The sequence below is a fragment of the Yoonia sp. JB2-21 genome (genome assembly GCF_055693545.1).
This window is the reverse complement of the sequence record NZ_JBVFUC010000001.1, coordinates 3,612,119-3,632,352: the sequence shown is the minus strand read 5'-3', so window position 1 is coordinate 3,632,352 and position 20,234 is coordinate 3,612,119. Positions and strand designations below refer to the sequence as shown.

21 protein-coding genes are annotated in these 20,234 nt (G+C 55.3%); 13 read left to right on the top strand and 8 right to left on the bottom strand.

The features are described from left to right. Positions 1-65 precede the first annotated feature (65 nt). A complete protein-coding gene (locus ACZ1G5_RS18335) occupies positions 66-644 on the top strand; it encodes a YqaA family protein (protein WP_472734199.1) in 579 nt (192 codons plus the stop codon). Continuing rightward, complete coding sequence (locus ACZ1G5_RS18330; protein ID WP_472734198.1) at positions 641-1,132, top strand: disulfide bond formation protein B; 492 nt, start codon at positions 641-643, stop codon at positions 1,130-1,132. Before ACZ1G5_RS18335 ends, ACZ1G5_RS18330 begins: the two co-directional genes overlap by 4 nt. Here ACZ1G5_RS18330 and ACZ1G5_RS18325 read toward each other — a convergent pair. After that, the gene (locus ACZ1G5_RS18325; protein WP_472734197.1) at positions 1,089-1,508 is read right to left on the bottom strand and encodes an Lrp/AsnC family transcriptional regulator; all 420 of its coding nucleotides are present in this window, start codon (positions 1,506-1,508) and stop codon (positions 1,089-1,091) included. The two genes, ACZ1G5_RS18330 and ACZ1G5_RS18325, sit on opposite strands and share 44 nt — an antisense overlap. A gap of 86 nt (positions 1,509-1,594) precedes the next feature. Here ACZ1G5_RS18325 and rocF point away from each other — a divergent pair, with 86 nt between their 5' ends. Together rocF and ACZ1G5_RS18315 are read left to right on the top strand one after the other, a co-directional pair. Further along, positions 1,595-2,524 carry an arginase gene (gene rocF / locus ACZ1G5_RS18320; RefSeq protein ID WP_472734196.1) on the top strand — a complete coding sequence of 310 codons (930 nt, stop codon included), beginning with the start codon at positions 1,595-1,597 and terminating at the stop codon, positions 2,522-2,524. Next, positions 2,521-3,567, top strand: a complete 1,047-nt coding sequence (locus ACZ1G5_RS18315) for an ornithine cyclodeaminase (RefSeq protein WP_472734195.1) — start codon at positions 2,521-2,523, stop codon at positions 3,565-3,567. The genes rocF and ACZ1G5_RS18315 overlap by 4 nt, the downstream gene beginning before the upstream one ends. Before the next feature lie 195 nt (positions 3,568-3,762). Here the strand turns inward: ACZ1G5_RS18315 and ACZ1G5_RS18310 are convergent, their stop codons facing one another. Beyond that, entirely contained in the window at positions 3,763-4,029 is a 267-nt protein-coding gene (locus ACZ1G5_RS18310; protein ID WP_472734194.1) for an usg protein, read from the bottom strand. A 196-nt stretch (positions 4,030-4,225) separates the two neighbouring features. On the opposite strand from ACZ1G5_RS18310, the gene gyrA reads away from it, so the two are divergent. The 6 genes from gyrA (at position 4,226) to gluQRS (ending at position 11,680) form a co-directional block, all read left to right on the top strand. Then, positions 4,226-6,973 (top strand): DNA gyrase subunit A, encoded by a 2,748-nt coding sequence (gene gyrA / locus ACZ1G5_RS18305; RefSeq protein WP_472734193.1) that lies wholly within the window; start codon positions 4,226-4,228, stop codon positions 6,971-6,973. Positions 6,974-7,057: 84 nt separating this feature from the next. Continuing rightward, positions 7,058-7,780, top strand: a complete 723-nt coding sequence (locus tag ACZ1G5_RS18300) for a porin (RefSeq protein ID WP_472734192.1) — start codon at positions 7,058-7,060, stop codon at positions 7,778-7,780. A gap of 200 nt (positions 7,781-7,980) precedes the next feature. Beyond that, positions 7,981-8,742 (top strand): hypothetical protein, encoded by a 762-nt coding sequence (locus tag ACZ1G5_RS18295; protein WP_472734191.1) that lies wholly within the window; start codon positions 7,981-7,983, stop codon positions 8,740-8,742. Between the two features lie 82 nt (positions 8,743-8,824). Further along, positions 8,825-10,180, top strand: a complete 1,356-nt coding sequence (gene trmFO, locus ACZ1G5_RS18290) for a methylenetetrahydrofolate--tRNA-(uracil(54)-C(5))-methyltransferase (FADH(2)-oxidizing) TrmFO (RefSeq protein WP_472734190.1) — start codon at positions 8,825-8,827, stop codon at positions 10,178-10,180. A gap of 22 nt (positions 10,181-10,202) precedes the next feature. Continuing rightward, positions 10,203-10,820 (top strand): class I SAM-dependent DNA methyltransferase, encoded by a 618-nt coding sequence (locus ACZ1G5_RS18285; protein WP_472734189.1) that lies wholly within the window; start codon positions 10,203-10,205, stop codon positions 10,818-10,820. Beyond that, positions 10,817-11,680 (top strand): tRNA glutamyl-Q(34) synthetase GluQRS, encoded by an 864-nt coding sequence (gene gluQRS / locus ACZ1G5_RS18280; RefSeq protein WP_472734188.1) that lies wholly within the window; start codon positions 10,817-10,819, stop codon positions 11,678-11,680. Before ACZ1G5_RS18285 ends, gluQRS begins: the two co-directional genes overlap by 4 nt. Here gluQRS and hisI read toward each other — a convergent pair. After that, entirely contained in the window at positions 11,649-12,023 is a 375-nt protein-coding gene (hisI, locus tag ACZ1G5_RS18275; protein WP_472734187.1) for a phosphoribosyl-AMP cyclohydrolase, read from the bottom strand. The two genes, gluQRS and hisI, sit on opposite strands and share 32 nt — an antisense overlap. A 66-nt stretch (positions 12,024-12,089) precedes the next feature. Here hisI and ACZ1G5_RS18270 point away from each other — a divergent pair, with 66 nt between their 5' ends. Continuing rightward, positions 12,090-12,536 carry an iron-sulfur cluster assembly scaffold protein gene (locus ACZ1G5_RS18270; RefSeq protein ID WP_472734186.1) on the top strand — a complete coding sequence of 149 codons (447 nt, stop codon included), beginning with the start codon at positions 12,090-12,092 and terminating at the stop codon, positions 12,534-12,536. 177 nt (positions 12,537-12,713) lie between these two features. On the opposite strand, the gene ACZ1G5_RS18265 is transcribed toward ACZ1G5_RS18270, so the two are convergent. From ACZ1G5_RS18265 to sciP, 5 genes are all read right to left on the bottom strand, one after another. Beyond that, positions 12,714-12,836, bottom strand: a complete 123-nt coding sequence (locus ACZ1G5_RS18265) for a hypothetical protein (protein WP_472734185.1) — start codon at positions 12,834-12,836, stop codon at positions 12,714-12,716. Between the two features lie 104 nt (positions 12,837-12,940). Continuing rightward, positions 12,941-15,031 carry an ATP-dependent DNA helicase RecG gene (gene recG / locus ACZ1G5_RS18260; RefSeq protein WP_472734184.1) on the bottom strand — a complete coding sequence of 697 codons (2,091 nt, stop codon included), beginning with the start codon at positions 15,029-15,031 and terminating at the stop codon, positions 12,941-12,943. After that, a complete protein-coding gene (ligA, locus tag ACZ1G5_RS18255) occupies positions 15,028-17,133 on the bottom strand; it encodes an NAD-dependent DNA ligase LigA (RefSeq protein WP_472734376.1) in 2,106 nt (701 codons plus the stop codon). The genes recG and ligA overlap by 4 nt, the downstream gene beginning before the upstream one ends. Before the next feature lie 166 nt (positions 17,134-17,299). Continuing rightward, positions 17,300-18,013 (bottom strand): response regulator transcription factor CtrA, encoded by a 714-nt coding sequence (ctrA, locus tag ACZ1G5_RS18250; protein ID WP_472734183.1) that lies wholly within the window; start codon positions 18,011-18,013, stop codon positions 17,300-17,302. A 91-nt stretch (positions 18,014-18,104) separates the two neighbouring features. After that, a complete protein-coding gene (gene sciP, locus ACZ1G5_RS18245; protein WP_472734182.1) occupies positions 18,105-18,383 on the bottom strand; it encodes a CtrA inhibitor SciP in 279 nt (92 codons plus the stop codon). Between the two features lie 118 nt (positions 18,384-18,501). Between sciP and mnmA the strand changes: the two genes are divergently transcribed. Together mnmA and ACZ1G5_RS18235 are read left to right on the top strand one after the other, a co-directional pair. Then, positions 18,502-19,641, top strand: a complete 1,140-nt coding sequence (gene mnmA, locus ACZ1G5_RS18240) for a tRNA 2-thiouridine(34) synthase MnmA (RefSeq protein WP_472734181.1) — start codon at positions 18,502-18,504, stop codon at positions 19,639-19,641. Between the two features lie 104 nt (positions 19,642-19,745). After that, positions 19,746-20,204 carry a YHS domain-containing (seleno)protein gene (locus ACZ1G5_RS18235; protein WP_472734180.1) on the top strand — a complete coding sequence of 153 codons (459 nt, stop codon included), beginning with the start codon at positions 19,746-19,748 and terminating at the stop codon, positions 20,202-20,204. Positions 20,205-20,234: the final 30 nt, after the last annotated feature.

Sequence of the window (20,234 nt, the reverse complement as noted above, 5' to 3'; positions counted from 1 at the left end):
GGCAACACAAGCTTGACGGTGCGCGCGCCACATGGCCTAAGCAGCAGAAACATCAAAGGCAGAGTATGTTACGCAGGCTGTATGACTGGACTATCTCACTGGCGCAATCGCCCCATGCCTTGTGGGCATTGGCGATCGTATCTTTTGTGGAGTCCTCTTTCTTCCCGATCCCACCGGATGTTTTGATGATCCCCATGATTATTGCGCGACCATCACGGGCGTTCCTGATTGCGGGCGTGGCGACCGTAGCGTCTGTGCTGGGCGGCATGTTTGGATACTACATCGGGGCGGCCTTGATGGAGACATTGGGTCAGCCCATCTTCGACTTTTATGGCAAGACCGAGAGCGTGGCAGAGATGTCGGCCGTGTTTAACGAATATGGCGCATGGGCCGTCGTGGTGGCAGGCGTGACCTTCCTGCCGTTCAAGGTTGTGACGATTTTGTCGGGGGCTACAGGGCTTTCGCTGGGGGTTTTCGTCGTATCCTCTATTTTTGCACGCGCCCTGCGCTTTTTCCTGGTTGCTGCATTGCTGTGGAAGTTCGGCGAGCCAATTCGTGACTTTATCGAAAAACGCCTTGGGCTAATGTTTATCCTCTTTTGTGTGCTATTAATTGGCGGCTTTGCTATGATTGGGTTGCTATGACCCGGACCTTGTTGATCACACTCTCTGCTGGTGGGTCCGCCGCATTGCTGGCGGGCGCCTATCTGTTTCAGGCCCTTGGATATCCACCTTGTGCGATGTGCCTTTGGCAACGGTGGCCGCATGTCGCCGCGATCATCATCGGGCTTGTCGCCTTGCGCATAAAGGGCTCTGCTCTGCCTCTGATGGGGGCTTTGGCTACGGCTACAACCGCTGCAATCGGGGTTTTTCATTCCGGTGTCGAACGCGGCTATTGGGAAGGACCGAGTAGCTGTACTGGTGGTGGCAGTCTTGAGGGGTTGAGCGGCGCAGATCTATTGACGATCACCGGCCCGCGTGTGGTCATGTGTGATCAGGTCAGCTGGGAGTTCCTCAGCCTGTCGATGGCAAGCTGGAACGCGCTTTGGTCATTTGGCCTGATGGTCGGTTGGATTGTCGCGGCACGCCTTAGCGCCGGGTCGACAACAGCAAGTTCGTCTCGGACCGTGTGACACCTTCTAGTCGCCTGATCGCGAATAATGTGGCGTCAAACTGTTCCAGCGTGGCAGTGCCTATTTCAGCAATCAGGTCCCAAGTGCCGTTTGTTGAATGAACCGCCTGTACCTGCGGCATCCGTTGCAGCTGCTTCATGGTTTTTTCCGCGCCGCGTCCCGCGATCTCGAGCATCATTAACCCGCGCACCGCGTCAGGTCGGACGTCCGAGCGGGTGAGTATGGTAAAGCCTGCAATCTCGCCCCCTTGAACGAGCTTATCAAGACGCACGCGAACAGTGCTGCGGGTGATACCAAGCTGGCTTGACAGTTCAGACAAGGATGCACGTCCGTTCCGTTTGAGGGCAGCAATCAGGTGAGTGTCCGTTTTGTCCATTTTGACCGCTCTCTTTGGGTAATCTATGAACATTTCGCACAATTTGCATGCTTAACCCACCCCTTCTTTTGTTCAACACTACGCCCATGACACAAAAACACTGCATATTGATTGGCGCGCCCGTCGACTGTGGCAAACGCCGCCAAGGTTGCTTGATGGGCCCTGACGCTTACCGTACTGCCGGGATCGCTGAGGCGATTACGAAGCTGGGGCATACGGTCGAGGATTTGGGCAATCTAGCCCCCAAGGATGTGACCATAGCGGAACGAACCAACCCACTCGTGCATAAACTGGCCGAGAATGTGGGCTGGGCGCATACGCTGATGGCCGCAGCACAAGATACGGCACCGCGCGGCATGCCGATCTTTCTGGGTGGTGATCATGCATTGGCCGCTGGCACCGTCGCTGGCATGGCCGCCCACGCGCAAAAAGAAGGGCGCCCCTTCTTTGCGCTGTGGCTGGATGCCCATAGCGATATTCATACGCCGGACACCACAGACAGCGGCAATCTGCACGGCACACCGGTAGGCTATGTCATTGGCCGTCCGGGGTTTGAGGCCTTCCCGCCCCTGCCCGCCAAGGTCGAAACCCAAAACATCTGTATGATTGGCCTGCGGTCGGTGGATGCCGCCGAACATGCGATACTCTCTGACGCTGATGTGATGCTGGTTGATATGCGCCGCATTGACGAAGAAGGGATCAGCGCACCGCTGAAAGCCTTCCTTGAACGTGTAGAAGCCGAAAACGGCATGCTGCACGTGTCGCTCGACGTCGATTTTCTGGACCCTTCCATCGCCCCTGCTGTCGGCACGACAGTGCCCGGTGGTGCTACCGTCCGCGAAGGGCATCTGGTGATGGAGATCTTGTCAGACAGCGATCTGGTCACATCCCTCGACCTCGTCGAACTGAATCCATTCCTGGATGATCGCGGCAAGACTGCAAACCTGATGGTCGATTTGACCGCCTCACTTCTTGGTCGCCGCGTGTTCGACCGCCCAACAAGGGACAAACAATGAGCCTGAAAGCATCCAAACTGGCTATGGTGCCATTCGTCAGCGTCGATAACATGATGCGCCTTGTGCATCATATCGGGATCGAAACCTTTCTGGCCGATCTGGCGGCCGAGATTGAGGCTGATTTCGCGCGATGGGAGATGTTTGACAAAACACCGCGCGTAGGCAGCCATTCAGACGTGGGTGTGATCGAACTGATGCCGACGTCAGACGGGGCGCTTTATGGGTTCAAATACGTCAACGGTCATCCCAAAAACATGAAAGAAGGTCTGCAAACGGTGACGGCCTTTGGGGTGTTGTCGGATGTGGACAGCGGCTATCCCATCCTATTTTCTGAAATGACAATCCTGACGGCTCTGCGGACCGGAGCGATGTCAGCGGTAGCCACCAAACACCTTGCCTCACCCGGCGCCAAAACCATGGCAATGATCGGCAATGGCGCGCAGTCGGAGTTTCAATGTCTGGCGATTAAGGCGGTCTGCGGGATCGACAACATACGGCTTTATGACATCGACGGCGCTGCCACAGAGAAATGCATGAAAAACCTGGCTGGTTTGGGGTTTCAGATCACCCCGTGCAACACGCCAGAAGAGGCGATTGAGGGCGCAGATGTCGTCACCGTCGCCACGGCCGACAAAGATATGCAAACGATCTTGACCGACAACATGGTCGGTGCAGGTGTGCATATCAACGCGATTGGTGGCGATTGCCCCGGCAAAACGGAACTGCATCGCGATATTGTCGCGCGCTCATCGGTTTTTGTCGAATACCCGCCGCAAACCCGGATCGAAGGCGAAATCCAGCAAATGCCCGAAGATCACCCCGTGACCGAGCTTTGGCAGGTCATCACCGGCGCGCAGACTGGTCGTCAGTCTGCAAGTGAGGTCACGTTGTTTGACGGTGTTGGTTTTGCGATCGAAGATTTCAGCGCATTGCGTTACGTCCACCAGCGCATCAAAGAGACCCCCTTTTACAGTGATCTTGACCTGATCGCGGACCCTGATGACCCCCGCGACCTGTTCGGGATGATCAAGCGGGCCCGTTAAGCAGAAACAAATGAACGCCAGGTAACCTATTTGCTATCCCCGGCCATCAGGCTAACTTGCACCGTAGAAGACATAGGTAAGCAAATGCAAAAAACACTGATTGTTATCATCACCTTACTGACACTCGCGGCCTGTGCGCCAACGCCCAGCAATATTCCCCTGATCCCGCAGCCAACGCCGGGCCAATTCTAGGGCTTAGTGATAGTTGAATTCGCCTGTTACGTTGCGCCATTCGCCTGGGCTGATCATCTTACGATGCACAAAACGAACCGAATGCAGCGGACCGTCCAATTCTTCGTGCCAAAAGCTGATAAAGTTCAATAGCTTATCATGGTCCGGTGCGCGGTCGTAGTCCTGCCAAACAAACGTGTTCAGAACATGCGGGTGATCGGGCATATGATAGAACATTTCCGCCGTAGTCAGCCCAAATCCCGCCAGCATCATTTCGGTTTCCGAAGACATTGATTTTCCTCTCGCTCGATTGCACTGCAATAATATGAGCGTGACAAGATTATTTCTGTCAATAAAAACAGAGTGTTAGCATCACACATGGCTGGCTGCTAAACGGGACCTGCATCCGCCGTTGCACCCCATATCAAGTGTCTGATAGAGTGTTCACAACCAAATATAGCAGTCTCAAATTCGACAGGCGGATCACGTGAACAACACCCCAGAAACACCTGAAAACGATGAAGAAATGCCGTCCATGCGTCCTGCGTATGATGGCCCTTCGGTGACAATCGAACACGAGTTGAAGACCAGCTATCTTGACTACGCGATGAGCGTCATCGTGTCGCGGGCCATTCCTGACCTGCGCGACGGTCTGAAACCTGTGCACCGCCGCATCATCTATTCGATGTATGAAAAGGGGATCACAGCCGACAAATCTTATCGGAAATCCGCAAAATCCGTGGGCGATGTGATGGGTTCTTACCACCCGCATGGTGACAGCGCGATTTATGATGCACTGGTGCGGATGGCGCAGGATTTTTCCATGTCGCTGCCCTTGATCGACGGTCAGGGCAACTTTGGCTCCATGGATGGCGATGGTGCGGCCGCGATGCGCTATACGGAATCGCGTCTGGATAAGGTCGCGGCCTATATGACCAACGATCTGTCGAAAGACACCGTTGATTTTATGGACAATTACGATGGCAAGGAACGCGAACCGTCGGTTCTGCCCTCCCGTTTCCCCAATATGCTGGTCAATGGCGCCGGTGGTATTGCTGTGGGTATGGCCACCAATATTCCGCCCCATAATCTGGGTGAAGTCATTGATGCCACGCTCGCCCTGATCGACAGCCCGGATATGTCGATTGAGGAGTTGATCGAGTACATCCCTGCCCCTGATTTTCCGACCGGCGGGATCATCCTTGGGCGGTCCGGCGCGCGTAAGGCTTACATCGAAGGTCGTGGTTCCGTTATCGTTCGCGCGAAAACCGCAGTCGAAGAATTGCGAAAGGATCGCTATGCGATTGTGATCAATGAGATCCCTTATCAGGTGAACAAGGCCGCGATGATCGACAAAATCGCAGAGGCTGCGCGCGACAAGAAGATCGAGGGCATCGCCCACGTGCAGGACGAATCTGATCGCAACGGCGTGCGTGTGGTCGTCGAACTCAAGCGCGATGCCACCGCTGAGGTCGTGCTGAACCAGCTGTTCCGCTTTACCCCGATGCAAACCTATTTCGGCTGCAACATGCTGGCGCTGAACGGCGGCAAGCCCGAACAGCTGACCCTTTATGCCTTTCTGAATTCCTTTATCACCTTCCGGGAAGAGGTTGTCGCACGCCGCACCGCGTTTGAGTTGCGCAAGGCCCGCGAACGCAGCCATATCCTGTGTGGTCTCGCCGTCGCTGTCACCAATATTGACGAAGTTGTTGCGACCATTCGGTCGTCTGCTGATGCGGCGGAGGCCCGTGAAAGCCTGATGTCACGCCGCTGGCCTGCCGAGGCGATCCTTGAATATATCAAGCTGATCGATGACCCGACCCATACCGCCAATGAAGACGGCACCTATAACCTGTCTGAAACCCAAGCCCGTGCCATTTTGGAACTGCGCCTGCAACGCCTGACCCAGATCGGGGTCAAGGAAGTCACGGATGAGTTGCAGGAGCTGGCAGGTAAGATCCGCGAATACCTGGAAATTCTAGGCTCTCGTGAACGCATCATGCAGATCATCCGCGATGAGCTGCATGAGGTGCGCGAGCTATTCGCTGTCCCCCGCCGTACGGAAATTGTCGACTGGTCCGGCGACATGGAAGACGAAGACCTGATCGAAAAAGAAGACATGGTCGTGACCGTGACCTCTGGCGGATATATCAAACGCACAGTTCTTGCCGATTTTCGCGCGCAACGACGTGGCGGCAAAGGTCTGTCGTCAATGGCGACGAAGGAGGAGGATGTGGTCACAACCCTCTTCGTGGCCAATACTCATACGCAACTGTTGTTCTTCACGACCGACGGCATGGTCTACAAGCTGAAAACATGGCGTCTGCCGCTGGGCAGTCGCACGGCCAAGGGCAAGGCCCTTGTGAATATTCTGCCTATTCCGCAGGGAGTCTCGATCGCCGCCATCATGCCTGTCGACCGGCCCGAGGAAGAATGGGACGACCTGCAAGTGGTCTTTGCCACCTCTGCCGGGACGGTGCGCCGCAACAAGCTGTCGGATTTCACCAACGTCATGCGCAACGGCAAGATTGCGATGAAGTTCGAGGATGAACATGCGGAGACCACACTGATCAACGCACGCATCGCGTCAAATGATGACGACGTGATGCTGGTGACGGATAGCGGGCGCGCCATTCGTTTTCCGGCCACAGATGTGCGTGTGTTCAACTCGCGCAGCTCTGTTGGGGTGCGTGGCATCAAACTGCAAGGCAACGACAAGGTCGTGTCCATGTCGATCATCCGCCACTTTAAGGCCGAGGCCGAAGAACGCGCCGCCTATCTGAAAATGCGCCGTGCGATGGCAGGACTGGCTGATGATGCTGAAGTTGATGACGAAGAAGAGACCGTCGCCGGTGCGATCAGCCAGGAACGCTATGCCGAAATGTCGGCGGCTGAGAACCTGATCCTGACGATCACGGCGCAGGGGTCTGGCAAGCTGTCGTCCAGCCATGACTATCCTATTCGGGGTCGCGGCGGCATGGGTGTGGCAGCCATGGACAAGGCCATGCGGGGTGGGCCTTTGGTCACATCATTCCCGGTGGATCTGTCCGATCAGATTATGCTCGTCACCTCGACGGGTCAGTCTATCCGCGTTCCCATCGAAGGGATTTCATTCCGTTCACGCGGTGCAGGCGGCGTGAAAGTCTTTGATACAGGCAAAGGCGAAACGGTCGTGAGTGTGGCGTGGATCGCCGACCAAGGAGACGATGAAGAAGACGACACTGTGGACGGCTAAGCAGAGCCTTCGCAGAACAATGGCCAAAACGGCCCAATAAATCGGGGCAAAATGCCCCATCAATTAACATATGAGGTATCGAGCATGATGAAGACCTTACTTTTGTCGACCGTTTTGGTCGCTGGCAACACCACCGTTGGACTTGCGCAGAGTTTCACCGGCGCCGAGCTTGGCATTGAATTTCGCGATGTACTGGATGGCGAAGATTTTGGTAGCGTGACCTATTTCGGGTCCGCGGAATTTGACGCGTTTTATGGAGTTTCTATCGGCCTGGACGCCACGAGCTATGACTTCGACATCGGGCCGTCGGGTATCGGAAACCTGACAGCGCATATCTTCTACAACCTCAACCCGTCGACGGACGTGGGCCTGTTCATCGGCAGCGATTTCGCGGACGGTGACAACAGCGGCGTGTTTGGTGCCGAGGTCGCATATGACTATGGTAGTGGCGTCGCAGAAGGTTATTTGGGGAGTGCCGAAGACGGTATCGGTCGCGACATCAGCATTTTTGGTGCGGGTGCGACATATAACCTTGGGCCCAGCTTTGCGTTGGGTGGTAATTTCGATGGCTACCGCGGCGATGATTTTTCCGCGTCCGCCATTGAGGTTGGTGGCTTCTATACGATGGATCAGGGACCAAAGTTCGGCGCAACTATCGGTCAGATTGGCATCGACGAAGACGGTAGCAACACCGACGAAACAACCTTTGGTATTCAGGCGAGCATTGCTTTGGGCCCCAATGGCGGCACAACCTTTGGGCGTCGCGGCGCATATGAGGCGATCAAAGCGAGCCCGCTGTCGGACTAACTCGTTTGCACGGTTGCGAAAAAGCTCCGCCGCTATTGGCGGGGCTTTATTCTCGGTAAATGCCTTTTTTCCATACCTACAGCTGCGGACAGGCGCGTTGTTGTGATTGAGTCACATCTTATTCTTTTGAAAAATTGCATTTTGCGGAAATTCAACTTTGGGGCTAGTGATCCGGTACAACAAAAACTGGACATGTATTCATGAAAACTTGCATTCTCCCACTCATTGCCATGGTGACAGCGTCGGCTGGCCCCGCAATCTCACAAGAAGTCACAGGCGCCACGCTTGGCGTGTTTTATCAAGATATCAATGCAGATCAGGATAGCGCTGATGCAGCAGTCACCAGCTTGAATGGCGGGCTTGATTTTGGCATTGGCTCGTCGTTTGCCATTGGTGGCAGTATCGAAAGCATCATCAGCGATGACTTTGATGACAACCTTTTCAATGCGACCGTGCGCGGAAACTATGCGTTCTCTCCGACCTCGGCAGCTGGCCTTTTCTATGCTGTTGATACGCAGGGCGACTTTGAAACAACTACATTTGGTATTGAATTTGGTGGCGCGTCCGAAAGCCTGTCTTATCAGGTGTACTATGGCAGCCCAGACTCAGATTTGTTTGGGGAACGAGACGTTCTGTCAGTTGCTGGTTTTGAATTTGAGTTTGGCGTCGCCAACGGCTTTTCTTTGGGGCTGGCTTATGATTCATACACGGTTGAAGACCTTGGCTTTAATGTCGACACATCAGAGCTTGTCGACCTCACGGTCTCTGACACGTCTTTGGTTGCACGCTATAGCTTTCTTGAAGGTGCTTCTGCCTATGCCGAAATCGGGCGTATCCAGGGTTTTGGTGATGACAACTTCACAACCTTCGACGACTCTGACTACATCGCAGTTGGCGCCGAATATAAATTTGGTCGCGGCGCGCTGTTTGATCCACGTACGTTGACGGCGTTTGGTTTCTGAATCTCGAACGCACCTTAGGAATAGAGGCCCGCACATCGGTGTGGGCCTTTTCTTTTGTGTGACAGGGAACTAAATCAGCAGCATGCAAGATACACTCAATATCATCGGCGGCGGAATGGCCGGATCAGAGGCTGCTTGGCAAGCCGCGAACGCGGGGCTTCAGGTGGTCATTCATGAGATGCGACCAAAGGTTGAAACCTTCGCGCATCGCACAGGCAACCTGGGCGAGATGGTCTGTTCGAACTCGTTCCGATCCGATGATCACGAGCAGAATGCCGTTGGTTTGCTGCATTGGGAAATGATGCAGGCCGGTGGTCTGATTATGAAAACAGCCTATCAACACCGCCTCCCGGCGGGCGGTGCGCTTGCCGTCGACCGTGACCCTTTTGCTGAAAGCGTCACGGCTGCCCTAATAGCACACCCTAATATTTCTGTGTCATATGAAGAGATTACGGAACTTCCTGATGGCGGTAGTTGGATCGTTGCAACTGGTCCTCTGACCTCTGGTGCGCTTGCACAGGCCATTCAGGCCGAGACTGGGGCGGAGGCATTGGCGTTTTTTGATGCTATTGCTCCGATTGTCTATCATGACAGCATCGACATGGATATCGCATGGATGCAGTCGCGCTATGACAAGGGCGAAACCGAAGAGGAACGTACGGCTTACCTCAACTGCCCAATGAATAAGGCACAGTATGAAGCCTTTATTGATGCGCTTCTCGCTGCTGAGAAAACAGTCTTCAAAGAAGGCGAGACAGCGGGCTATTTCGACGGATGTCTGCCCATCGAGGTCATGGCAGAACGTGGTCGCGAAACCTTGCGATTTGGCCCGATGAAGCCCGTTGGCCTGACCAACGCCAATGATCCAGAAAATAAACCCTACGCTGTCGTACAACTGCGGCGCGACAACGCGTTAGGCACTTTGTTCAATATTGTCGGATTTCAGACCAAGATGAAATATGGCGCGCAAAAGGCTGTTTTCAAAACAATACCTGCGCTTGAGAATGCAGAGTTTGCGCGTCTGGGCGGCATTCATCGCAACACGTTCATCAATTCACCTACCCTGTTGGATGATCAAATGCGTCTTCGCAGCAGGCCGAACATTCGCTTTGCAGGTCAGATTACAGGTGTCGAAGGGTATGTTGAAAGCGCTGCAATGGGTCTGCTTGCAGGACGGATGGCGGTCGCGGAAATCGCCGGTCATGCCTTCGAACCCGTACCGAATACAACGGCGATGGGCGCACTTGTCACCCACATTACGGGTGGTGCAGATGCCAAAACGTTTCAGCCAATGAACGTTAACTTTGGTTTGTTTCCCCCGTTGGAGGGTGTCAAAGGCGGGCGGCGCAACCGCAAGGACAGGTACAAAGCCTATACAGATCGCGCCAAGGCTGATTGGCAGAATTGGCTTGGTCAGACAGCACTGGACGCGGCCTGACTGCTCCTTCTAGATTGGCAGCATGACAGACAAGAAAGACGTTCTGCGCCCATCCCTATGGACCCAACGCCCCGTTGCCGAGACGATTGCCGTCTATGCAGATTGGGCTGACAACTATGATGCTGAGGTGTCGGCGCGCGGTTACCGCACCCCCGACCGCTTGGCGGCTGCGTTGTCGACCGTCGCGGATCAAGATGTTCGTATCCTTGATTTCGGATGCGGAACAGGCATCGGCGGAGCCGCGTTGCGGCGCGCGGGATATGTCAATATAGATGGCACCGATGTGACAGCAGAGATGCTAGAGCAGGCTGTCAAGCGCAACATATATCGCAAAACGTGGCTCAGCACACCCGAGGACATGGAATTTGATACCGGCGCTTACCCGGTCATTGCAGCGGTCGGAGTTGTCAGCCTCGGCGCGGCACCGGCCACCACACTTGCACCGCTGGTGGCGAAATTAGATGCGGGTGGTGTCTTGGCGCTGTCGTTCAACGATCCGACCTTGGCCGATGAAAGCTACGCCGAGGCCCTATCAACCGAAGTGTTGCAAAACCGTGTCGAGGTCGTATTTCGCGAACACGGACCACATTTGGACGATGTCGGCATGGGCTCTGACGTTATCATCTTGCGTCGCCTGTGATTACGCGGTTTGCGCCTTCGCCCACGGGGCCATTACACCTTGGTCATGCCTATTCGGCAATGCTGGCCTATGATATGGCGATGGCGGCCAACGGCACGTTTCTATTGCGCATCGAGGATATTGATCAATCGCGCGCGCGCGCCACATGGGAGGCCCAGATTTACGATGATTTGCGCTGGTTGGGGCTTTGCTGGCAAGAGTCCGTGACGCGCCAGTCTGATCGGCTCGACAGCTATCAAACCGCCTTGGATCGGTTGTGGCAAGACGGGTTGCTTTACCCTTGTAAGTGTTCGCGACGAGATATCGAGATGGCAGCGAGCGCGCCCCAAGAAGGCGTCACATTCGGACCTGATGGGATTATATATCCCGGAACCTGTGCAGGATCAGTTGATCCTGACGCGCCCGGTGCGCGCCCGTCGAATGTTCCGCTGAGGCTGGATATGGATCGGGCAACGCGCCGGACGGCATCGGACCGGATCGACTTTGATGAGGCGCTTTACAACACGCCTGGTGTAATCACCGTGACCGGCGACCATATGCGCCGCGCGATTGGTGATGTCGTTCTGTCACGGCGCGATATGGGGACGTCTTATCATTTAAGCGTTGTCGTCGATGACGCCGCACAAGGTGTAACAGACGTTATCCGCGGCGCGGATTTGTTTGATGCCACCCCGATCCATGTCATTTTGCAAAGGTTGCTGGGGCTGCCGTCACCCACGTACCATCATCATCGCTTGATCCGCGATGACAGTGGAAAACGGCTTGCCAAACGTGATGACGCACGCGCCCTGACAAAATTCCGGGCCGAAGGGGCCACGCCCAATGATATCAGGCGCTTGGTCGGTCTGAGGGAAGTTTGACGACTTCGATTTCTTGGCCGTCCTGCACTTCTGTGTAGAAACAGGTTCGGCGGCCCGTATGACAAGCAGGGCCCGTTTGAGTTACGGTGACCAGCAGGCAATCGCGGTCGCAATCCACCCGGAAATCCACCAGTTCTTGCGTATGTCCGCTTGTGGCGCCTTTGATCCAATACTCTTGCCGTGACCGCGACCAGTAGGTCACCTGACCGGTTTCCAGCGTCTGTGCCACGGCCTGCGCATTCATCCATGCCATCATCAGGACTTCGCCGCTCATCGCATCCTGCGCGATTGCTGGTATGAGACCAGCGTCATTGTAGCGAAGCGTCGCGGGGTCAAAAGACATATCAAAAACCTTTGCAAGCGGGGCGGTCGGCACTATCTAAGGGGGCATAGTCAAAAGGGCAACGTAATGTCAGCCGAAAACGATCTGATCAAACTGTACTCTGGCCGTATTTTGGCTTTGGCGGCTGATATGCCCTGCACCATGCGTCTTGAAAATCCAACTGGGACAGCGAAAAAGCGTGCGCCTCTTTGCGGTTCAACGGTCACCGTTGATGTAGATGTCAGTGACGGGATTATCACCGGTTACGGCCAGGACGTGAAAGCCTGCGCGTTGGGACAAGCCGCGGCAGCAATTGTCGGTGGCAATATCATCGGCCTGACTTTGGATCAGGTGCAAGCCGGACGCGATGCGCTTTTTGCGATGTTGAAGACAGATGGCCCGGTACCTGCCGCCCCATTTGACGGGTTGGAGGTGCTTCAGCCGGCCAAGGACTACAAGAACCGCCATGCGTCCATCATGCTCGCGTTTGATGCAACCCTCGATGCCCTCCACGCCAAACAAGCGACAGCATAAAAAGCCGCCGCACACCCCGGGCAGGATGGCGGCGGTAAGTAAAAACGATCTGACCTGATCCGTTGTTCAATGGGGAGAGGCAAAACCCCCGCTTTGGACGTCAGACAGGCAGGTCATCAAACATTGCATTCTTGGGACAGGGCAATGTGTTGGACCAGGTCAGAGCGTTTCGGCAAATCAGATCAGCCCGGGCAAAGCTAATCCGACGATAAGCATGACCATCAAGGCGGCAACACCTAAAGCATCAGCAAAAATCGTGTCGCGTGAACGCGCGATTACGGATTTGATTTCATCTGCCATGGCATTTGTTCCTCTAATGTTCTGTTGCCACTTTGTTCTCATATGGTTAACGCCATGTAAAGAACTTTTTAGGAACATTTGAGAACATTTTTGGAAATAACACCTTAACCCACTGATATCAAACGAATTGCCTTGTCCTGTTCCATTAACCAAAGCAATGTTCTAGCCGCACGGCCGCGCTCTGATTTCAGCTCTGGATCATCATTCAACAGCGCACGCGCGTCGGTTTGAGCCACGGCCATCTGCCCGGCCTGCCGCTCAAGGTCGGCAATGCGAAACCTTGGGATCCCCGATTGCGCAGTGCCGATCACATCGCCCGCGCCCCGCATTGCGAGGTCTTCCTCCGATATGCGGAAACCATCTTCGGTCTCGCGCAGAATTTCCAAACGGCGACGCCCCGTTTCGCCCAATGGTGGTTGGTAGATCAGCAGACATGTAGATGCAGTGGCCCCGCGCCCCACCCTGCCCCGCAACTGATGTAGCTGCGCCAAACCAAAGCGTTCCGCATGTTCAATCATCATGATCGAAGCGTTAGGCACGTTGACGCCGACTTCGATAACCGTGGTCGCGACCAGCACCTTTGTTTCACCCGCCACAAACCGCGCCATGGCTGCGTCTTTCTCTGCGGGGGGCATTTGTCCATGCACCAATCCGACAACGCCCTCACCCAAGGTGGCCCGCAGCCGCTTAAATCGTTCCTCGGCCGCTGTCATGTCAACGACTTCGCTTTCCTCGACCAGCGGACAGACCCAATAGGCTTGCCGCCCCGCTGCAACGGCATTGCGTAGCTTTTCAACAATTTCATCCATCCGCCCCGCAGACACAAGTGCGGTTTGAACCGGCGTGCGGCCTGGCGGTTTCTCATCAAGGACCGAAACATCCATATCGCCATACTGCGCAAGCGCGAGCGAGCGCGGTATGGGCGTGGCGGTCATCACCAATACGTCAACGGCTTGTCCCTTTGCACCCAACTCCATTCGTTGTGACACGCCAAAACGATGTTGTTCGTCGATCACGGCCAGACGTAAGTCTTTAAAGACAATGTCTTTTTGGAACACCGCATGCGTGCCGACAAGTATGTTAATCTCTCCATCAGCCAGCGCCTGTAGCTTTGCCGCGCGTGCAGTTCCTTTGTCACGACCCGTCAGAATATCAAGGACAATGCCCGCGCTCGCAGCCAATGGGCGCAGACCGTCCAAATGCTGGCGCGCCAAAATCTCAGTGGGCGCCATCATAACGCCCTGTCCGCCCGCCTCGACCACGGCCAATAGCGCCATCAGTGCGACCAGAGTTTTGCCGGACCCAACATCACCCTGCAACAAGCGGTTCATACGTACCGGGGCCGCCAGATCGGCGGCAATGTCGGAAACCGCACGTGTTTGCGCGCCGGTCGGCTGATACGGCAGTGCCGCAAGCACCCTGTCCGACAAGGCACCAGTTGGCACCGAGGCGATCCCTCTTGCCCGCCGTGTCGCCGCACGAGCCAGCGCCAACGTCAGCTGATGTGCCAACAGTTCATCATAGGCCAATCTCTCGCGTGCCGGTGCATGCGGCGACAAATCTGACGTCGATTGCGGACTATGGACGGCCTGCATTGCATCGTTCCAATTTGGCCAGCCTTCGCGTTTTTTCAGACTGGCGTCGATCCACTCAGGCAATTGAGGCATCAGCGTCAACGCCGAACGCGTCGCTTTCCACATCGCTTTCTGGGTAATCCCGGCGTGCAAAGGATAGACCGGCTCAAAGGCTGGTATCTCGTCGGCCTCTGCTGCTGGCAGAACGTGGTCGGGGTGCACGATTTGGGCGATGCCGTCAAAAATCTCGACCTTCCCGGACACAACACGTTTTTGCCCTGTGGGCAGCAATCGCTGCAAATAATCGCCACGGGCATGGAAAAAGACCAGTTGAAATGACGTTTCGGCATCTTCGACATGCACCCGATACGGACGCCCCCTTGCCTTGGGCGGGTGATGATCGCCGACTGTCACTTCGACCGTTGCCACGCTGGGGGCTACGACTTCGCGAATACTGGCCCGGCGATGGCGATCAACGCCTGACAACGGCAGCGTCATAAGCATGTCCAACGGTTTGACCACCCCGACGCATTCAAGGTTTGCTGCCGACTTTGGTCCAACACCATCAAGTTTGGTCAAAGCACCAAAAAGCGGAAAGAGAACTTCGGGTCGGCCGCTCATGCGTCGCCGATCAGGGCCAACCAGGCGTCTTCGTCCATCGTTTCGACGCCAAGGTCTGCCGCTTTCTTGGCCTTGGATCCGGCACCGGGGCCTGCCACCAGAATATCTGTTTTCGTGCTGACCGATCCAGAAACTTTTGCGCCCAGACTTTCGGCTCGCGCCTTGGCTTCTGCCCGCGTCATACGCTCCAATGTGCCAGTGAAGACCACGATTTTGCCTGCGACGGGGCTATCGTCGACACGAACTTCTACATCTTGCACGTCAAGCTCGGCGATAAGGCGATCAATTGATGCACGCTCGGCGACTTGTTGCATCGTTGTAATCAATGACGTGGCCATCACCGCACCGACGCCATCAATATTCGTCAATTCCTCCCATGCTGCACCTTCACCGACGCGCGCTCTTGTCATTGCCGTCTCAAATGCGTCCCAAGAGGTATAGTGATTGGCCAGAAGTGTTGCGCTGTTTTCACCGACGTGACGAATGCCCAAAGAAAAGATGACCCGCGCGAGGCCAATGCTGCGTTTCTCGTCGATCGCATCAAATAGATTGGACGCACTTTTCTCACCCCATCCTTCGCGGTTCCTGAGCTTTTGCAAACCTTCGCCAAACCGCGCACGCAGCGTAAAAATGTCCGCTGGCGTCGCGATCCATTCGTCTGCGTAGAACTGTTCGACCTGTTTTGCGCCAAGGCCCTCAATGTCGAATGCCGCGCGCGACACAAAATGCTTAAGCTTCTCAACCGCCTGCGCCGGGCAAATGATCCCCCCGGTACAGCGGCGGATGGCGTCGCCCTCTTCGCGGATGGCATCTGATCCACACTCTGGGCATTTGTCAGGAAGCACATAGGCTTCTGTTCCTGCCGGACGCCGCGCCAAATCAACATCACTTATTTTTGGAATGACGTCACCGGCACGATACACTTGGACCCAATCGCCGACACGTATGTCGCGCCCTTCGCGGATTGGTGCACCATTACCATCCCGACCTGCGATATAGTCTTCATTGTGGAGCGTGGCGTTTGACACAACGACGCCACCGACGGTGACCGGGCGCAGGCGTGCAACTGGGGAGAGGGCGCCGGTACGTCCGACCTGTATGTCGATTGCCTCCAGCGCCGTCCACGCGAGTTCTGCGGGAAACTTGTGGGCGATGGCCCAACGCGGAGTGGTCGAGCGGAACCCCAAACGGCGTTGCAGCGCCAGATCGTCCACTTTGTAGACTACGCCGTCAATGTCGTAGCCGAGTGTCGCACGTTGTTCTTCGATCATCTTGTAATGCGCGATCATCTCAGCTGGGCCCGCGCACGTCTGTGTCAGTGGATTGGTCGCAAAGCCAAAGGCGGCCAGCTGCGAAATCGCTCCTGATTGGGTGTCTGCCAATGGGGCTGACAGATCACCCCACGCATAAGCAAAAAACTGCAGCGGTCGCGCCATTGTGATTGTCGCATCCAGTTGTCGCAGTGATCCCGCTGCCGCGTTGCGCGGATTGGCAAAGGTTTTGCCACCCGTCGCAACCTGACGTTCATTCAGGGCCGTAAAATCCGCATGGCTCATATAGACTTCGCCGCGCACCTCCAAGACATCCGGCGCATTGACAATATGTTGAGGTATATCCTTGATCGTCCGGGCATTCGCCGTGACGTTCTCTCCGGTTTCGCCATCTCCGCGTGTTGCCGCCTGAACCAGTGCTCCCGCCTCATAGCGCAAGGAAAGCGATAAGCCGTCAATCTTTGGTTCGGCCGTGTAGACCAACGACGCAGACGGATCCATTCCAAGATATTTGCGAATGCGTTGGTCAAACTCGGTGACGTCGTCGTCATTGAATGCGTTGCTAAGCGATAGCATCCGCACGACATGTTGCACCTTGCCAAAGCCTTCTGCAACTGCCCCGCCGACCGCGTCGCTCGGGCTATCTTTGCGCTTCAGTGCGGGAAAACGTGCCTCTATCGCGGCATTACGTCGTTTAAGGCTGTCGTAGGCAGCGTCGGAGATATCTGGTGCATCATCCGTATGATACGCGGTGTTCGCCGCCTTCAGCTGCGCGGCAAGCCAAGCGAGTTCGCGTTGCGCCTGGTCAGTCGTTAGACGATCAACCGCCAGTTCACTGCTATCGGGCTGTTCCGCTACACTATTTTGCACCACCGTGGCCCCGCTTTTTTGACGCCCCTGAGGGAATTGTCGTCATAATTAAGCGGGCTGTTGCGCGGCGTCCAGCGTCGAGTTGTTTGATATCATCACGCGATAGGATAGACGCGCGCCGGAACCCTTACGCGCCAATCGCGATCTTTTCAGGAACACTCACCGGCTCGGGGTCACGCAAAACGTACCCTCGTCCCCAAACTGTTTCGATGTAATTCTCGCCCAGCGTGGCCTCACTCAGCTTCTTGCGCAGTTTGCAGATAAACACATCAATGATTTTCAGTTCAGGTTCATCCATCCCACCATACAGGTGGTTCAAGAACATCTCTTTGGTCAGGGTTGTTCCCTTCCGCAGACTAAGCAGTTCAAGCATTTGATATTCTTTGCCAGTCAGGTGCACGGTACTGCCTTCGACATCCACGGTTTTCGCGTCCAGATTCACAGATATCTGCCCGGTTTTGATTATCGATTGCGCATGCCCTTTGGAGCGCCTGATAATTGCATGAATACGCGCCACGAGTTCTTCGCGGTGGAAGGGTTTCGTCAGATAGTCATCTGCACCAAAACCAAAGCCTTTTAGCTTGCTCTCTGTCCCATCGTCCCCTGAAAGGATCAATATAGGCGTATCAATGCGGCTTAGGCGCAGCTGTCGCAGCACCTCATGTCCGTTCATGTCAGGTAGATTCAGATCGAGTAAGATCAGATCGTAATCATAGAGTTTTGCCAGATCGATACCCTCTTCCCCCATGTCCGTTGCATAAACATTCAGGTTCGCATGGGTCAGCATCAGTTCGATGCTTTTGGATGTGGTTGGGTCGTCTTCAACTAGCAAGACTCGCATTGTGGCACTCCGCTTTCAGTTCGGTGGGTTCAACCTATACGAATAAAGGTTAACCACACGTTACCACCCGCAACCTACATTGCATTTCTACCTAGGGTTGTCTATAGCGTTGTAAGGATGTCGCACGCAGTGCAGCCTCACCATGCAAGCCGACCGCAGTTTCCCATTCGGAAAATTCTTCATCGGACAATGCATAGCGTTCCAACGCTTCTTTTCGCAGTATCAGCCCCGCGGTCACGGCCCGCACAACCGCAGCCTTGCGCGACGCAACCCAGCGACGCGTTTTCTGGCACGGCAAATCGGCACGCGTCATGATTGATCCATCTGGTAATGTCACCGACCTTGGCCCTTCGACTTTTCGTAAGTACATCTCTTTCACTCCACCACCGATTATGGGACGCAGGATTTAACGAGAGGTATAAGTGGCCCTTGAGAGTACCTAACATTTTCCTATATTTCATGGCGAAACCCTCCTAATTGGAAACGTCATGTCACTTGATACGCCGCTGAACTCACTCGGCTTTGCAAAGCCACCTGCGCAAACGCGTGTCGTCGTGGCCATGTCCGGCGGCGTGGACAGTTCTGTCGTTGCGGCCAAGCTCGCAGAAGAAGGTTACGATGTGGTTGGCGTGACTTTGCAGCTCTATGATCATGGGGCAGCGCTGGCGAAGAAAGGTGCCTGCTGTGCAGGCCGCGATATCCACGACGCGCGCCGCGTCGCAGAAGAAATGGGCTTTCCGCATTATGTGCTCGACTATGAAAACACCTTTCGTGAAGCGGTGATGGATGAATTCGCTGATAGCTATCTGGGCGGTGCGACGCCCGTCCCCTGCATTCGCTGCAATGAGCGTGTAAAGTTCAAGGATCTCTTGGAAACGGCCAAAGATCTGGACGCCGACTGCATGGCGACGGGCCATTACATCCAGCGCAAAGTTGGCGCAGAGGGCGCAGAGCTGCATTCGGCGGCTGATCCGGCGAAGGATCAAAGCTATTTTCTGTTTTCAACGACACAGGAACAGTTGGAATATTTGCGGTTCCCCTTGGGGCACCATGCATCCAAGGAAGAAACACGCGCCCTGGCTGGCAAATATGGTTTGAGCGTGGCGGACAAGCCCGACAGCCAAGACATCTGCTTTGTGCCCAATGGCGACTATGCGGCCGTGATCGAAAAACTGCGCCCCGGTGCGGCGGAACCCGGTGACATTGTCGATACCGACGGCCAAGTTCTTGGCGCACATAAGGGCGTGATTCACTACACGATCGGTCAACGCCGGGGACTGGGAATCGGTGGTTTGGCCGATCCGCTTTATGTTGTGAAGCTGGATGTGGCGACCAAACAGGTTGTTGTTGGACCAAAACATCTGCTTGCCACACGCCGCGTGCCGATCCGAGAGATCAATTGGATTGGTGACGGAAAGCTGATGGACAAGGGTGAACGGCATATCGCTGTTCGTGTGCGGTCGACGCGTCCGCCCACGGATGCGATCCTGCGGCCGATTTCAGATACGGAAGCTGAAGTCGAACTGCTTGTCGCTGAACAGGGTGTATCACCGGGGCAAGCCTGCGTCTTCTACGATACTGAAAGTAGCCGTGTTTTGGGTGGGGGATGGATCTGGCGCGGTGCATAATATTGTTTGCAACAAGTCTCACATGTCTGTGTGACCTCTAGCTTTTGCACCACGACTTGTCCCATTTGGTTTCAGACACACGCAACCTGATCCCGGAGGACACCATGCAACTCACTCGCCGCCACCTCTTGACCCTCGCGGTCGCGACCCCTGCTGTCGCTGCCTTTGCTCCAAGCGCAATGGCCGCCACCCCAGAAGTGTACGCCGAAGATGGCATTGCCATCGACGGCACCGACGCAGTGGCCTATTTCACACAAAGCGCCCCGATCCCGGGCGATGAAGCCATTACGTTTGATTATATGGGCGCCACTTGGCGTTTCACGTCAGAGGCAAACCGCGATCTTTTTGCGGCCGATCCCGCAGCATATGCACCGCAATATGGCGGCTATTGCGCATTTGCGGTGAGCAAGGGTGCAACCGCACCAACCGCGCCAGAAGCATGGACGATTGTTGATGACAAGCTCTACCTCAATTTTTCGTTGAATGTGCGCCAAACCTGGCAGCAGGATATTCCTGGCAACATCGCACGTGCTGACGCCAACTGGCCGGGCGTTTTGGCTTAAACATAAACAACATGCGGACGGCTTTCTTCT

Bases quoted from the DNA above. Each gene is read 5' to 3' on its own strand.
- ACZ1G5_RS18315 (WP_472734195.1), top strand. From the start codon at position 2,521: ATGAGCCTGAAAGCATCCAAACTGGCTATGGTGCCATTCGTCAGCGTC.
- ACZ1G5_RS18270 (WP_472734186.1), top strand. From the start codon at position 12,090: ATGTCAGCCGAAAACGATCTGATCAAACTGTACTCTGGCCGTATTTTG.
- ACZ1G5_RS18325 (WP_472734197.1), bottom strand. From the start codon at position 1,508: ATGGACAAAACGGACACTCACCTGATTGCTGCCCTCAAACGGAACGGA.
- trmFO (WP_472734190.1), top strand. From the start codon at position 8,825: ATGCAAGATACACTCAATATCATCGGCGGCGGAATGGCCGGATCAGAG.
- recG (WP_472734184.1), bottom strand. From the start codon at position 15,031: ATGAGCGGCCGACCCGAAGTTCTCTTTCCGCTTTTTGGTGCTTTGACC.
- ACZ1G5_RS18335 (WP_472734199.1), top strand. From the start codon at position 66: ATGTTACGCAGGCTGTATGACTGGACTATCTCACTGGCGCAATCGCCC.
- ACZ1G5_RS18310 (WP_472734194.1), bottom strand. From the start codon at position 4,029: ATGTCTTCGGAAACCGAAATGATGCTGGCGGGATTTGGGCTGACTACG.
- ACZ1G5_RS18265 (WP_472734185.1), bottom strand. From the start codon at position 12,836: ATGGCAGATGAAATCAAATCCGTAATCGCGCGTTCACGCGACACGATT.
- mnmA (WP_472734181.1), top strand. From the start codon at position 18,502: ATGTCACTTGATACGCCGCTGAACTCACTCGGCTTTGCAAAGCCACCT.
- ACZ1G5_RS18235 (WP_472734180.1), top strand. From the start codon at position 19,746: ATGCAACTCACTCGCCGCCACCTCTTGACCCTCGCGGTCGCGACCCCT.
- hisI (WP_472734187.1), bottom strand. From the start codon at position 12,023: ATGTCTTTTGACCCCGCGACGCTTCGCTACAATGACGCTGGTCTCATA.
- ACZ1G5_RS18295 (WP_472734191.1), top strand. From the start codon at position 7,981: ATGAAAACTTGCATTCTCCCACTCATTGCCATGGTGACAGCGTCGGCT.
- rocF (WP_472734196.1), top strand. From the start codon at position 1,595: ATGACACAAAAACACTGCATATTGATTGGCGCGCCCGTCGACTGTGGC.
- ACZ1G5_RS18285 (WP_472734189.1), top strand. From the start codon at position 10,203: ATGACAGACAAGAAAGACGTTCTGCGCCCATCCCTATGGACCCAACGC.
- sciP (WP_472734182.1), bottom strand. From the start codon at position 18,383: ATGTACTTACGAAAAGTCGAAGGGCCAAGGTCGGTGACATTACCAGAT.
- ctrA (WP_472734183.1), bottom strand. From the start codon at position 18,013: ATGCGAGTCTTGCTAGTTGAAGACGACCCAACCACATCCAAAAGCATC.
- ACZ1G5_RS18300 (WP_472734192.1), top strand. From the start codon at position 7,058: ATGATGAAGACCTTACTTTTGTCGACCGTTTTGGTCGCTGGCAACACC.
- ACZ1G5_RS18330 (WP_472734198.1), top strand. From the start codon at position 641: ATGACCCGGACCTTGTTGATCACACTCTCTGCTGGTGGGTCCGCCGCA.